General features: G+C 36.8%; 7 protein-coding genes. 4 read left to right on the forward strand and 3 right to left on the reverse strand.

Annotation, left to right across the window (positions count from 1 at the left end; genetic code table 11):
- Nucleotides 1-6: 6 nt before the first annotated feature.
- Both HW347_RS00285 and HW347_RS00290 read right to left on the reverse strand, forming a co-directional pair.
- Nucleotides 7-1,746, reverse strand: coding sequence for a RagB/SusD family nutrient uptake outer membrane protein (locus HW347_RS00285; RefSeq protein WP_214609974.1), 1,740 nt, complete (start codon nucleotides 1,744-1,746; stop codon nucleotides 7-9).
- Between the two features lie 16 nt (nucleotides 1,747-1,762).
- A complete protein-coding gene (locus tag HW347_RS00290) occupies nucleotides 1,763-4,876 on the reverse strand; it encodes a SusC/RagA family TonB-linked outer membrane protein (RefSeq protein ID WP_214609975.1) in 3,114 nt (1,037 codons plus the stop codon).
- 47 nt (nucleotides 4,877-4,923) lie between these two features.
- On the opposite strand from HW347_RS00290, the gene HW347_RS00295 reads away from it, so the two are divergent.
- Nucleotides 4,924-5,142, forward strand: coding sequence for a hypothetical protein (locus tag HW347_RS00295; RefSeq protein ID WP_214609976.1), 219 nt, complete (start codon nucleotides 4,924-4,926; stop codon nucleotides 5,140-5,142).
- Nucleotides 5,143-5,300: 158 nt separating this feature from the next.
- Here the strand turns inward: HW347_RS00295 and HW347_RS00300 are convergent, their stop codons facing one another.
- Nucleotides 5,301-7,937, reverse strand: coding sequence for a WD40 repeat domain-containing protein (locus HW347_RS00300; RefSeq protein ID WP_214609977.1), 2,637 nt, complete (start codon nucleotides 7,935-7,937; stop codon nucleotides 5,301-5,303).
- A 699-nt stretch (nucleotides 7,938-8,636) separates the two neighbouring features.
- Here HW347_RS00300 and HW347_RS00305 point away from each other — a divergent pair.
- From HW347_RS00305 to HW347_RS00315, 3 genes are all read left to right on the forward strand, one after another.
- Entirely contained in the window at nucleotides 8,637-11,468 is a 2,832-nt protein-coding gene (locus HW347_RS00305; RefSeq protein ID WP_214609978.1) for a triple tyrosine motif-containing protein, read from the forward strand.
- 305 nt (nucleotides 11,469-11,773) lie between these two features.
- Entirely contained in the window at nucleotides 11,774-14,848 is a 3,075-nt protein-coding gene (locus HW347_RS00310) for a SusC/RagA family TonB-linked outer membrane protein (protein ID WP_214609979.1), read from the forward strand.
- An 11-nt stretch (nucleotides 14,849-14,859) separates the two neighbouring features.
- Nucleotides 14,860-16,464: a RagB/SusD family nutrient uptake outer membrane protein gene (locus tag HW347_RS00315; RefSeq protein ID WP_214609980.1), complete on the forward strand. Its 1,605-nt coding sequence runs from the start codon at nucleotides 14,860-14,862 to the stop codon at nucleotides 16,462-16,464.
- Nucleotides 16,465-16,516: the final 52 nt, after the last annotated feature.

Consider the following 16,516-nt stretch of genomic DNA (forward strand, 5'->3'; position numbering starts at 1 on the left):
TAAGTTTTAGTTGATTTCCTGATTATTAAGAATTTCACTCTGGGGAATTGGTAGATAAGCGGGGTTTGGTGATGCCCATGCATTTGCTGCATCTGTATATTCTACAAACTCTTTCTTTCCTGGACCTTTTTCTAGCAAACTTTGTTTCCGTAATGCTTCCTTACCCTTTGCATCTGTATAGCTAAAATCGTTTAGATGAAAAGGTGTCATGCTTAACTCACTGAACCTTTCTTGTGCAACTCCCCATCTACGTAGATCTATAAAACGTGTTGAAAAGCCTTCTACGGATAATTCTAATGGATATTCTTTATACATTAAATGCTCCATTAAAGTTGATTCTGTATAAACCTCTCCATCAAAATCATGCGGCAAACCATCCGAAACTCCTAAAAGTTGTAACCCCCAACGTTGTCTTATTTGGTTGATGTATGAAAGTGCTCCGTTTATATCCCCAGTTTTAGTCAAACACTCAGCATACATTAAATAAACCCCCGAAAGGCGGTTAACAACAATGTTTCTACCAGATTTCCAAGGGCTGGTACCTGTATCAAATTCGGCACTAACAATATCATGGTTTGTATATTTTTTATAGTACGAAAAAGAGGTCTTGTCAAAAGCAGTTACCTGGGGCGCATTGAATAAGTAATAAGGTGACAAAGTATCGTTTACTACTGCTATACTTTGTGAGCCTCTTAAAGGTATAGTCCGCAATTGGCCGGTTACATCACCATTAATATAATTCCGGGAATCCTGAGTATCCATGGGTTCATTGGAGTATTCATATGTAAGCCATGCCGAAGGTAGCAGAATACCCTGTCCTCCAATAGTTCTACCTGCTGCCACGTTTCTACCGCTAGGTGCTGAATAACGGGAAAGCCTATGAAAAAATGATTGTTCGTCAAAATTGCCGTCCTCCAATTGGTGATCTATTGAATAGTTTATCTCAAAAATAGATTCCGAATTAAAATCACCTGTATTCGTAAATAATATAGATACATCTGTTTCCAGACTATAACCATAAGCTCCATTATTGATTACATCTTTAAAATATATCATGGCCTTTTCATAATTGCCTTCATATAAATAACTAGTACCCAATATGGTTGCTACTGCACCGGCATCTACACGCGTTTTTTGATCAAATTGTGCCGGTAAATTCTGGTAAGCGTACTCCAAATCTTCCCTGAAAAAATTGATTACCTCTTCTGAAGTAGAAAGCTTTTTGGAATAGTCAGTAGATTCTTGAGGAATTTTATCTCGAATAATTATTTTACCATCGTTAAAAATATTGTGCAGATAGAAGTGCATTAGTCCTCTAAAGAAACGAGCCTGAGCCATTTGTTCCGTCCATCGCTCGTTACTTTTTAAATCTGGGGACATTCCGTTAAGTCCCTCAATTACCTGATTTGCCCTCCATATTACACGGTACTTAGAATCCCATTGTTTTCCCACAGCGGCATTATCTGCCAGTAAACGCTGTTGGTACCAAGGTAGATAGGCTCCAGTAGGGTTGGTTCTTTTACCGGGGTGGGCTAGATCGGTGCGAAAAAATTCGTCTTCAATATCCAACACCCAATTGTCTAGCATGGCACCATAAACAGATGTTAGGTTAGATTCCGATTCTTCTAAACTAGTCCAGTACGTATCCGTAGAAAGTGAATTGGGGTTTTGTTCATCCAAATAATCCGAACAGGATTGTAAGGTTCCTGCCAGCATTACTATTACGAAGTATATTTTATTTTTCATGATTTATATTTTACAATTAAAATGAGATATTAACACCTAATGAATACAACTGTGTCAAAGGAAATTTTGATAGATCTAATCCCCTTTGAGCTATATTTCCTCCGCCTACTTCTGGGTCATAACCATCGTAACCGGTTAATGTTAAAGGGTTTTGGGCAGAGACAAAAAGTCGCAGTTTGTTCATTCCAATTTTTTCGGAAACATCAGCGGGCAACGTATACCCCAATGAAACTAACTTCAGTCTAAAGTAATCGCCGTTTTCTATCCAAAGATCAGTATCCCCATTGTAATTAGGGTGTCTACCTGCTCTATCTATATAAAAAGGTATATTGGAAGAGGTGTTATCAGGTGTCCACATGTTAACCAGATTTTGGTGCCGACCCCTTGTCATTGCATCTGCCTTTGTTCCATTAAGAATTTCAGCACCCACAGAAGCATACCAGTTCATAGATAGGTCAAAATTTTTGTAAGCCCAGTTTAGATTAAAACCAAGTTCAAAATCAGGCAGACCACTACCGGAATAAACGCGGTCATTATCGTTTATTACGCCGTCCCCAGCATCAGGAATGCCATCATTATTAGTATCTACTGTAGGCTGATCCGTGTACATTAAATCTCCCAAACGTGCGTTTATGTCCAGTTCTTTATACGCCTCCAATTGTGCTTCGTTCTTTATAGTACCATTGGTTTGGTGTAGATAAAATGCTGCAGCCTCCCTCCCTACTACAAAGACGGTTACAGGAGATCCCAACAATTGGGCATTAGGATTAAAAATCAAATCATTGCCTTCTGCCATTCTAGTAATCTCATTTCTATTTTTTGTAAAGGTGGCCCCCATACTTAAAGTACTTTGGCCCAAATTGGCTCTATAATTGGCTCCAATTTCCAAACCTTTGTTGGTCATATCCCCAATATTAAGCGTAACATTTTGAGGCTGGCCATTTACCACTCCTGTTGACCCAGGCAAACGAATAGGGAACAACATATCCTCTTTATTAGTTACATAATAATCTGCGGTTAAAGTAAATTTGTTGTTAAAAAACCCAAGATCTATTCCTATGTTATTTGAAACCGAAGTTTCCCATTTAACGGATGGATTGGCATATTGAACAATTGCCGATCCCAATGTGACATTCAGGTCGTTCTCATCAAATATATAGTCACGTTCTTGCGATACCGTTGATGCAAAAACGTAATCGCCAAAACTGTCATTACCCACAGTACCTTGGCTGGCCCTAATTTTAAAATTGTTGATTGTTGGTAGCAAATTTTTCCAGAAGCCTTCATCGGAAACATTCCAAGCTGCCGATATTGAGGGAAATGTCCCCCATCTGAAGTCCTTCCCAAATTTACTTGAGGCATCACGACGAGCAAGTACGCTCAGCAGATATTTACCTTTATAATTATATTGCAGTCGTCCAAGAAAACCAACATTTTTTCTCACATAGTTAAACCCTGAATCTGCCGTTTGGTCTTGAGATGATCCGTTTAAAACTTGGACTGCATTGGACACTACCCCATTTCGTCCTGCAAGAAAGGATTGAAAATTTCTCTCATCAAAAGAACTACTTACCAATGCATCTATGTTGTGGTTCCCGAACGACTTTTTATAGTTTAGACTACCGTCCCAACTAAACGTGCTCAATCTAGAAGCTTCTGCAGAAACACCACTTTTTAAGGGGTCTACTTCAGAAAATCCCGTTGCTATATCAATAAGCTCAAATTTTGGACGGAATATATTTCGAATGGTGTTCGTTACGTTCGTTCCTATTCTGGAGGTAAAGTTTAACCCCTCAGCAATATTTCTGGTAACACTTAAACTTGCATTAATTTTATCTGTCCTTTCCCTATCCCTACGCTTAATATTTTGGGCCACAGTATTCAAAGGAGTTGTAACCCCTCCATTACCCTCTTCAATATAAAAGACATCTGAATCTTGATCCAAAATGGGGAAGTAAGGCCTATACCTAATTGCGTTTGTCAATAGATTATCCGTAGCTCTTTTATTATCCTCTAAAATATAGCCTACACTAGCATCTATCTTCCAATTGTCCGTATTATAAGTTGTAGTAGCTCTACCATTGTATCTTTTAAAGTTAGAGCCAGTGAGCACTCCATCCGCACTAAAATAACCTCCGACTACATTATAGGTAAACCCACTGGCACCACCTGAAACGTTAAGGCCGTATGTTTGGCTTTCTGCATGGTCTACCAACACAAAATCGGTAAAATCATTATCATTATTCAACCATTCTGGTCTAGCTGGGCCAGGCGAAAAGGCTTCTGGGAAATAATTGTTCTGTTGTGTTTCAAAATACAACTGATCTTCGGTATTCATTATAGGCGTTCCGGAACCCAATCTTTGTATGCCGTAAGTATGATCAAAATCTACTTTCATAGACCCCTCCTTACCTCTTTTGGTGGTGATGAGAATTACACCCGCGGCACCACGTGTACCATAAACAGCGGCAGAAGCAGCATCCTTTAATACGTCTATAGTTTCAATCTCATTAGGACTCAAACGTGGATCTCCCTGCTGTGGAATACCGTCTACAACAAATAGTGGTGTATTTGATCCACTTAGCGATGTAATTCCCCTAATTTGGATATTAGATTGGGCTCCAGGCTCGCCTGAAGATGCCGTAATGTTTACACCGGCAATCTGGCCCTGAAGGGCGCTGCCCAAATCCGGAGTTACAAACTCCTTTATAGCTTCTGCCTTTACCTGAGACACTGCTCCGGTCAATTCTTTCTTTTTAACAGTTCCAAATCCGATAACGACAACTTCGTCCAATTCAGAGGCATCAATTTCCAAATCAGCATTAATTGTTGTTTTACCACTAATTGCAATTTCCGTGTTCTTATAACCTATATACGAGAATATCAAAGTAGTACCACCCTGTGGCACATTTATGCTATATAGTCCATCAAAATCACTGGTTACACCAACGGAAGTTCCTTTTACAACTACATTGGCGCCAGGCAAGGGCATACTATCATCTGAACTTGTGATTTTTCCTGTTACTGTAATTTCTTGTGCGTGCATCCATGAAAATGAGAGGCACAGAAGTATGAGCAAACGGAACGATTTGCGTCTTACAGGGTTGGTTTTTTTTTGAGTTTTTTTCATTTTGATTTATTTAACGGTGTGCTAATTATTTGTTAAAACTCCATTATATGAAGTATAAAACTGTATCCAAGCGTAAAAAAAATGTAGCTATCCGTAAAAAACACAAATACAATCAATTGAATCTCAATAAATTATATGATTCTCAATTAAAGAGTAGTATTCCTAAAGCTCACTTTATACAATATGAGTGGGTTTATGAGATTTATAGGTCTGATAATATATGTGAAGAAATAAGGCCTATTTTAAGAAAGGGGGTAATCCAATAATTTTAAACTGTTAGGACTAAATTGTTATACTATTATATTTTGCAAGAAGTCTTTAAATGGACTTTAAACCAAGTTCATTTTAAAATTTGTTCCTGAAAAGAAACGCTTTAGGTCTTATAAACAGCTTTTAATTTGGCACGAGTTAGCTACACTTTTATTTAGTAGGATATGTCAATAAAGCGCATTGACCCAGCAGGGACATCTACACTAAAAGAGTTATCCTTATGTATGAGTTCTTCCCCGCTCAAAATATCTTTTACTGATTTAGGATACCTGTTTTGAAATTGAATGGTAGCGATTCTCTTTTTAGGGTTGATATAGCCTGGATCAACCAATACTACCCTACTATGGTATTCGTCTATTTTAATGACTGACCAAGATACCCCAGAGACTATTACGGCTAGGTTTTCTACACCTTTTCCTGCGGCTTCTTTCATGATTTGTCCAAATTTAGAAGCAATAATAGATTGGTCATTTTTATATCCATTTTTTCCATCAGTTACAATATATGGGAAGTCTTTTTTCTTTAAATCAGGCTGGTATTCCACTGGCGCTATTGGAATCATTCCATAAGGTAATGTTGGCATATAGTTTAGCCAACGATAATTTACCCCCAGCATTTTGGAAAAATCATAATCCGGTATATTGGTGCCCGCCCAATGCATTTGCGCAACCGAAAAAATTGCTTCATCATCATCTTCCTGATATTGCAGTAAATTATGATGACTATCTACCGAATGGACTAGATGTTCATCTATATTTTTAATTAAATGCCATGACCCTATTGACTGTATATTCTCTTTTTCTACAACTGGTAGCACCCCCGATGTCATTAAGGCAAAAAGCACATCGTAATTTGGTTCTTCAACAAAGGGGTTATTAAAGATGATACCATAACGAGCTCCGTAAGCAGCCATAACAACTCCTTGCCTTAAAAAGGGGGAAATAGAATTTTGTCCCCCTGGAGAAAGTGGTCTCCAACTAGTAGGGTTGTCATCCACCAAACGCATTGCAAAATCATTTATATAGCCGCAAGCATACATACCAATGCGACCCGCTAAGTTTAAGTCTTGTATTCTGTTACTTGTGTCTTCAGAAGCGGGAACCAAAATATCATTGTACCGGTCAGAGAAAAAGAGTTCCTTCCATAATGGCAAATGAGATGTTGCCGCCCAGAACATATTTTTATTTCTAAAATAGAGCTTTGCACGATTGTGTTTGCGAATTGCCTTGGCAAGCCTAGGCATATAATCATTAACAAAATGTATCACTCTGGGGTCTTCTACATTGTCCATTTCGGCATAAATAAAGCCATAACAGGTGTTAGGAGCTACCTCTAATATTTTTTCTAGTGTTTCTATCCGAATATAAAAAGGGTCATTACCATGCCCTGCCCAAAAAGTAAATGGATGTCCGTTGGCTTCAAATTCTTTAGCCATTTGTATAATATCTTCCCGAGAATCTTTATAGTTCCCCCGCTTATCTTTTTTTAATGCAATGGGCCCCATAATGAGTTCCAGTTCTGAGCGTTCCGTACTCTCTTTTGGAGCTTTTTGAGTTATAATTTTTATAGGTGCTCCATTAAGCTTTAGAACCTTGTCATTGGGTTGCTTGGCAGTAATCATTACCCATTCCTTTTTGGATGAACTTTGGTATTCAGGTAACTTAAAATTTAAAGTTTGTTCATAAAGCTTCTGTATGTTTTTCTCGACCTCAAGCATTCTTCCTCCCTCTTCATATCTAGTCGTAATCCAATCTTGTTTATTCAAGTCAAAAAAGTGTAAGTCGTCACCGCCGTCAACCGTACCGGCTGCTACGAGTTGATTGGTGTTAGCATCAACGGCAAAGTCATTATATACCATTGCACCATACCTCTCACCGCTTTGTCCTAAGACTTTACCTTTTATATCAAGAGTTTTTGATATTCCACCATGTTGAAACATAATCAACTCTTGATTTTCAATATAAGTTCCTTGTGAATGCGCATAGCGTTGGGTTTCTTTTTTCGTGCCTTGGTACTGCATAAGAATCTCAAAATTGCTATTTAAAACCATTATGTAAGATTTGAAATTCAGGTCCCCGAATAATAATATTTCGTCTTTTTGGTCATGGTCGATATCAGCAATAGTAATATCGGTGACCATAGCACGAGTCATATTTGCATCTGGCACCTTTTTTATAGATAAGGATTTTATTGTTTTTTTGGATAGTGGGTCCATGAAACCAAAATAATCCCACCTAAATTTATCGTGGGAGTAAGTCATAATAAATAGACTTTCTTTTTTTGCGTCTAAAAATTTACCTGACTCTATTTTTCTTACAACACCTTTTATTTTGGTAACGGAAACTAAGTTTCCCTTTGCATCCAGCTCGTATAATTTATTATCATTGCCTCCAGCAAAGATCTGAACCTTTTCATTTTTTATTACTGCCACTTCCGAGAATCGGACCTTGTGTTTCGGCTTAAATTCCCAAAGTAATTCGCCATCAACGTCATGACAGTAAATATTTCCATTTGCGCTGGCCGAAATAAGTTCGTCTATACCATCATTATTTATATCCGCAGCATTAATTTCAAACAACACAGCTTTTGGTTCTAGAGTCATTCTCCACAATCTTTTTCCTTTAATATCGTGGGCCGAAATAGCACCATCCAGCTCTGAGGTATACAAAAATGAAGTGCTACCAGACTTTGCTACAACAACATGGGTTACACCCGCATTATCTTCAACAACTTGTGACTTTAAACAAGTAGTGCATAAAAAGAATGAAATTATGACAAGACGGATAATCATTTTTTTGTTTTTAACAGTTAATGGAGGACTAACTTTATTCGCTGGAGCAGAGTCATTTTCCTGTGTGTTTATCTCAAAAACAGCAATAAGAATAAAACAGTCTAAAGGCTTCACAATTCCCAACCGGAACTAAAAGGGAAATTCATGATTAAAATTACCATACCTGTATCTTAGAGTAAACGAAATGTAGTTGTATGTATATTCATAGATAAAGTGACTATCTTCTAAAAAGAATATGTTGAGTAGTAATAAATGAAGTAAAACTTTTCCTCCCCTAAAATATATACAACAAATAGTGATTAAAAAAAAACGTTGAAATGTCTATTTTTCTTCCGGTACCCTAATGCAGATAACTAATACCACAAACCTCCTTTTCGTGGGTAGGTCAATAAGAATGTTACAAAAGAAGATAAGTTATCCATATTGGTTACCAATAAAAAAAATGCTGAAATTACTGAAATGAAATCCAGTACCTTAAAATTTCAATACAAGGTATTATAGTAATAAAAAACAAGTAAATAGCTTGAAAAAAAAATAGTCTTCCGCTCCGAAATGAGCTTACTCCTAACTTATACTATGATTGAGATAGATATAGAGTGTGTCTGAATTAAATAAGCTATATTATCTATGGCAAGCTCTGTCGCCAAATTTCATATTTATAAATTTGTTTGAAGAACTATAGATTTCATAATATAAAACATGCTTAACTCCACAACCTTAAGTTTTGAAAGATATTACAAACTTACGGCCATATTTTTTTTGGTGTTTCAATTTTTATATCCTCAAGAAACACCGCCAATCATACAGTTTTCAGCTTCAGAATATGGTGCCGAAAATCAAAATTGGGACGTAACACAAAATCATCAAGGCAACATATTTGTGGCAAATAATGAAGGGTTATTGGAATATAATGGATCTAGGTGGGCTCTATACCCGTCTGTCCACAGTGCTGCAATTCGTTCCCTATCTTCCTATAAGGATAAAATTTATACAGGTAGTTATATGGAGTTTGGTTTTTGGACCAAAACCAATAATGGGGTTATGGAGTACCATTCTATCTCCCGATCTATAAAAGAAGAATTGTTCGAAGATGAAATTATATGGAATATTGAAGGGTTGGATAAATACGTGATCTTTCAGTCTTACGATCGCCTTTATTTTTATGATACAGATTCAAAAGAATTAAACTTTACTACGGACAAAGAAAACAACTACAGGTTATTCAAGGTTGGTCAGAAAATTTATCTTCAGAAATATGATGGAAGAATATTTAATCTTGAAAACGGAACGGAAAAATTAATTGCTACCATACCGAAAAACCTCAACATTAAATTTCTACTTAACATCTTCTCCGCAAATGACGGGCTGGTAGTATTGACACGAACCAAAGGGCTGTACAAGATAAAAAATCAAACGCTTGAAAAATGGAATCTTCCCGCAGATACGTTACTTAAGAACACACGTGTATTCAGAGGTATTCAATTAAGAGATAATAGTTTTATGTTGGGTACCATCTCAAAGGGTATTGTTTCAATGTCAAAGGATGGTCTAATAACCAGCATAATTAACCAAACGAATGGTTTAATTAACAATACTGTACTAAATTTATTTGAAGACGCCAACGCTAATATTTGGGCCGCCTTAGACAATGGTCTGGATTGCATAAACAGGCAATCTTATATCAGGGAATATAATGATCGAGACGGTACTTTTGGAACAACTTATGCTTCTATTACACACAATGAAAAACTTTATATTGGCACCAATCAAGGACTATTCTACAAAAATGTAGATTCTAATGAAAGTTTAAAATTTATCAAAGGAACAGAAGGACAAGTTTGGTCACTTTACGCCGCGAACGACGAATTACTATGTGGACACAATAACGGAGTTTTTTCTATTAATGACAATAAGGCATCATTAGTTGCGCATGTTGATGGGGTATGGGACTTTAGGACTATTCCCAATCAACCTGACAAGCTTCTGCTTGGCCATTATTCAGGTTTAGCAATAATGAAAAATGAAGGGAGCGTTTGGAAACTGAGTCATAAAATAGAAGGATTTGAAATTTCTTCTCGCTTTTTCGAAATTCTAGATACTCATGAAGTTTGGGTAAACCATGAAACCAAAGGAATTTATCGATTGGAACTAAATAATGACCTGTTGTCTTTTGATTCAGTTACGCTTATTCCCAATATTGAAAAAAGTAAAGGTTCTGGAATAATAAAGATGGGCAACGATTTACTCTATACAAACCGAAAAGGAGTTTTTAAACTTGAACCCAATACAAAAAAATTTGTTAGGGATTCAACTTTAAGCCAACTCATTCCAAATGGAGAATACCTATCAGGTAAATTAGTATTTGACAAAAAAGAACGACTATGGAGTTTTAACCAAAACCATATAGCTTATACCCAAAAAGGTCCATTGAACAATATGCTAGACTTCAACTCAATTCCTATTGAAAACAATTGGAGAGAAATGACCCTTAGCTTTGAAAATATCACCCAATTAGATAATAACAAATACCTAATAGGCAAAACTAATGGATACCTGCTGATAGACCTTGACAAGATTCCAAACAAGTCCCATCAACTAGTTATGGATAAGGTCATGGTTACAAAAAATGAAAATGGCACTAAGAATGTTTCCAAATTTGACGAAGGTGAGTTTCATTATAACGAATCAACCATCAACTTTAATTATAGCGTTCCCCAGTACAGCAAGTACACGAACGTTAATTATCAATATCAACTAGAAGGGTTGGACGATTCATGGAGCGAATGGACCCCAACACCATCCATTACATTTGAAAAATTACCATTTGGAGATTATGTATTCAGGGCCCGTTCAAAAATCGGAAGCCATCAATCAATGAATACTATACAATACAGGTTTGCTATAGCCAGACCATTTTACCTCTCCAACACAGCTTTATTAGCTTACACACTACTCATATTTAGCCTTGGCTTCCTTGTTCACAAATCTTACAAAAGCTACTATCGTAGACAGAACAGAAAAGCGCTACTTGAAAATCAACGGGAAATACAACTAAAATACATTAAAAGCGAACAGGAAATGGTACGCCTTACAAATGAAAAACTAAACCAAGAAATTGAAAACAAAAATAGTGAGTTGGCCATTTCCACAATGAGCTTAGTAAAAAGAAATGAATTATTAAGAAGAGTTAAAAAAGAACTCAAAAAAAGTAATGAGCTATTCGATAAAACGCATCCAGTCATAAAACTGATAGACAAAAATCTAAATAGTTCAAAAGACCGAAAAATTTTCATGGAGGCATTTAATAATACCGATAGAGAATTTTTAACAAGGGCCAAAGAACTGCATCCCAATTTATCATCAAACGATTTAAAATTCTGCGCCTATTTACGCCTAAACCTTTCATCAAAGGAAATAGCTCCACTACTTAATATTTCAGTAAAAAGTGTAGAAGTAAGGCGTTCTAGGTTACGAAAAAAACTTGATTTAAAAAGAGAAATAAAACTTACAGACTACATTCTCTCCATTTAATAGTTAAGATAACCCAAATAACACCACTACATTACCACCACAAATTTCCTAAATCCTCATATTTAACTAACATTTTTTATTAGTTCCATAAAAATCTGACCAGCATAAAACCCTATAAACAATAGAGTTTATGGAACATGAGGGAGTTCTATTGCAATATGTATGTTTTTGTAGTGTCCTGTTTTCTTTTTCAAAAGATAAATCTCTCTACTTTGGTAACAGATGGAACTTTATGTTCTTGTTATACAACAATCTACAACTGTCTAAAAAAATCCAACTTTAGTTTTGAACAAAACCAATACGCTATGATCACCAAATTATTTAACCCAAGAAAAAAGCTAGTGTGGCTTTTGCTAAATATTTTTTCTGCTGTAATCCTCTATTCACAAGATCAGCAAAAAATAACAGGATTAGTTCTTGATCAAAATGGAATTCCCTTAGCAGGGGCCTCCATAGTGATAAAGGGTACAACTCAAGGTACATCTACCGATTTTGATGGTAATTTCATCTTGAATGCGCCTCTTGATGCCACCACCTTAACCGCTTCGTACATTGGTTACGCCAATGCAGAAGTGCCCATTTCAAACAGCCCCATAACTATTAAATTACAGGAAGATTCCAGTCAACTAGAAGAAGTCGTAGTAGTTGGTTATGGTACGCAAAATAAAAGTGATGTGGTAAACGCAGTAGCCACAACAGATATTGAAAAAGCTATATTAACACCTACAGCAGATGTCAATGAGATGCTAAGAGGTAGAATAGCAGGCTTACAAGTAGATGTAGGAGGAGGTACTTTAAGGCCAGGAGGGACATCTAATATAATCTTTAGGGGCCAAGGTTCTATTGAGGGTAGCGTTAGTGCCATTTATGTTGTAGATGGCATCATCAGAGATGGAGGAATTGAAGATATAGATTCTGATGATATAGAATCAATGGAGTTCCTAAAAGATGCATCTGCACAAGCTATTTACGGCTCAAGAGGGGCCAATGGTGTAGTTCTAATTACTACCAAAAGAGGCAAGAGCGGCAAAGTCAGTGTAAATTATCACGGGTTCGTATCATCAAAATCCATAGAGCGTAATTTTGACGTCTATAACGGACAAGAGTTTGCTCAATTAAGAAGAGAAGCCGCTAGGTCTAATATTGCGGATGGAACTTACCCCAACGAAGAGGATATCTTTTCTGAATTAGAATTGGCCTCCATCGCCAACAACGAATTCATTAACTGGGAAGATGAGTTGGTAAAAAACGGTTACGTAAACAGTCAGTCTGTTAGCGTAAGTGGCGGTACTGAATTCACAAAGGTTTTCGGTAGTGTCAATTACTTTAAGGAAGAGGGTATTATTCCAACTTCCAATTATACTAGAAAAACGTTACGCCTAAACGTAGATCAAAAAATCAGTGATAAGTTTTCAGTAAATTTTGATCTAAACATCTTGAACGATGATACCGAAAGGGCTGCAAACGTAAATGTAATCACTACTTCACCTTTGGGCAGGGCCTATGATGAAGATGGTAACCTAACACAATTTCCAAGTGGCGAGGAACTGTCCGCAGTAAACCCTATCTGGAATTTAAGGGAGCAAGATAATGATGAAAAGGGAAATGATTATGTAATAAATGTTACTCCTATTTGGCAAATTACCAAAGACCTACAATATCAATTAAAGACCAACCTTACCAGAAGAACATCGGAAAGAGGACAGTACCAATCTTCACTAAGTTCCGCTGGTGATGATGTCAATGGCATAGCTAGAATTGACAATAGTTTGACAGAGTCTTATTTAATAGAAAACATATTAACCTATGATAAGGCCTTTAACGAAAATAATAGGCTGAATCTGACTTTCGTTCAATCTTCTCAAGAAAATAAATACAGTAGAACATTTACCGAAGGACAAGGTTTTACCAATGAAAGTCTTAGTTACGACGGTATTTCTAATGCAGTAGGGAACGTGACTGTTGAACGCGACAAAAATCAACAACGACTGGCTTCCTTTATGACTAGGGCCAGATACAATCTCAATAATAAATATCTATTAACTGCAACCGCTAGGGCCGATGGTGCTTCCGTTAATTCACAAGATAATAAATGGAGCTTTAACCCCGCAGCTTCCTTTGCTTGGAAAATACATAATGAGGGCTTTTTGGAAGATGTAAATTCTGTTCAAGAACTAAAATTCAGAGCAAGTTATGGTTCTTTAGTAAATGACCTTGGGCGTGCTTATACCTCTTTATTTACTGCAGACGGACAAAATTACACTTTTGACGGCGAATCCTTTTCAGGCTACTCACCTTCAGTAATTCTTCCTAACACAGATTTAAAATTCGAAAGAATAACAACACTGAACTTAGGTCTTGATTTTTCATTGTTCAATAGGATTTTGACAGGTAATGTCGATTATTACGATGCAAGAACAACAGATTTGTTGCTCCGTAGAGGTGTACCTTCTATAACAGGCTACCAATACACCTTCTTTAATGCAGGAGAGCTTCAAAACACTGGTATAGAATTAAATCTAACAGCAAATATTATTAATAACGATAATTTTAGATGGTCGGTTTCAACCAATTGGTCCAAAAACAAAAACAAATTATTAGAACTTTATAACGATGGAGACAATAACCCCATTACTACAGATGATAGTTATGGGTATTATGTAGGACAACCCGTTGGGGTTATATACCAATATGAGTTTGATGGTATTTGGCAAGAAGGCGAAGATTTTGCGAATGCTCCACAGGCAAACCCAGAGTCGGCGTTACCACAGGAAAACCTAAGACCCGGAGATATTAAAATTAAAGACACTAACGGGGTAGATGATAATGGCAATGAAACTGGAATACCCGATGGAAAGATAACACTTGAAGATCGAGTCTATAAAAATTCCAATCCAGAATGGTTCGGTTCGTTTTCCACTACAATAGAATATAAAGGCTTTGATTTGTTTGTAGATTTCTATGCTGTTGAAGGTACTACCAAAGTAAATCCCTTCTTGTCAGATTTCAATAACGGTGGCACACTTTCTGGCAAGCTAAATGGTGTAAAGGTAGATTATTATACTCCCGAGAACCCGTCCACATCATTTCCTAGACCTGATTTTGATAGTACTCCGTTATATTTAAATGCATTGGCGGTAACAGATGCGTCCTATTTAAGATTAAGGACAGTTAGTTTAGGTTACACGTTGCCCAGTGCTATAACCTCTGATTTAAGTCTTGAGCAAATTAGGTTTTACGTTACCGGAACCAACTTGTTCACCAATACCGATTATATCGGCTATAGTCCTGAAGTTAATATTAGAAATACCTTTTCAAATGCCGACACTGGCTATCCAGATGCAAGAAGTTTCACTTTTGGTTTAAGGGTTAAATTTTAAAATAAGAAATTATGAATACCGAAAAACTATATATAAGATTAAAGAAGGGGTTTGCCTTACTAACGGTAGTCTTTTTTGCCATATCATGCGAAGATTATTTAGAAGAGCAACCAAGTACCTTAATAGATTCTGATTACATATATACTACCGAAGAAGGATTAAAGTCAGGAGTAGTAAGTTTATACAAGTTTAATAGGGACAGATATGACAACGGCACCGAAGATTTTATGGGAGCCGTATTAATGTCGTCACGAAGCGATCTCGCCTTTAGCAGAACAGGTTACACTGGCTTAATGGGTAGATATGAAAGAGGAGTCTCTCCTGTAGACCAGGGTGCCAATTTTGTGTCATCGTTATTTTGGAAGCATTTTTATAACATTACCAATAAGGCAACTGAAATCATTAATGCCGCCGAGGAATTGGAAGAGATTGATGACGATACAAGAAACCAAGTTTTGGCCGAAGCCAAGTTTTTTAGATCCAACTCTTATTTTTATTTATATCGAATGTTCAATAACATTTTCGTTACCACAAATACGGTCACGGTAGACAATGCTTTTGATGTTATTAACGATAAATCGTCGAAAGAAGAAATCTTTGCACTATTGAATAGCGATTTAGATTTCGCTATAGAACATCTAGACTGGAACGATACTTTTGGTCGTATAACGAAGGGGACTGCAAAACACGTCAAAGCCAAAGTTGCCATGTGGGAAGGGGATTGGGAAGAAGCTAAATACCAAGCGGTTTCTCTAATTGAAGAAGGACCTCACAGTTTAATGCCAACTACAGAAGATGTCTTTTCGGGTGATAGAAATCACGAAGAAGCATTGTTCGTCGTACAATCCCAAGATGATTTATTGGGCGGTGGAGACAACACTATGATGAATGCTAATTATGTCACCCAGTACTTTCAAATTTCGGGTATAGAGGCCAATATAGCGCAAGGTGGCAGAGGGTTCTCTAGAATCCTACCCAACAGATATTTACTGGATCTTCTTGCAGAAGATCCCAATGACTCCAGAGATAAGGACACCTATTTTAGATTAAAATACTATTACACATCTGGTGACAGCATCAACCAAGAAATTAAAATCTATAAACCCATTACAGATTTAAATAATCCTAGTGAAACTTACACTTCATATTACCAAAGACTTCACCCATCCTGTATAAAGTTTGCTCAAGAAGATGACAATCCAAATTCCTATCTTCAAAGAAGCAATATAATGGTATTTAGATTAGCGGAGACCTACTTAATAGCGGCAGAAGCCATAATGCGTTCTAGTGGAGACCCTCTACCCTATTTAAATGCAGTAAGATTAAGAGCGGGAGCCACACCCGTAACCACTGTAGATGAACAAGCTATATTAGATGAACGAGCACGCGAACTTGCCTTTGAAGGTGAACGATGGTTTACCTTAAAAAGAATGGGGCAAGAGGTAATAAATAGACAAATTACGAACTATGCTGGCGATGGCGAATACTTTCCTGCCAATTTAGGAGAAAAAGACCCACGCTCTAATTGGAAACCCTACTATATCCATTTTCCTATTGCAGAAATTGATCTTGACTTATTAGGACCTGGCTATCCACAGAATGATGGTTATAATTAAAAATACCCCCGAGTAATACTTAAGTGAGTTGAGTAATTTGGGCATGGGTCTT

It is taken from the genome of Zobellia barbeyronii (assembly GCF_018603515.1).
Classification (GTDB): domain Bacteria; phylum Bacteroidota; class Bacteroidia; order Flavobacteriales; family Flavobacteriaceae; genus Zobellia; species Zobellia barbeyronii.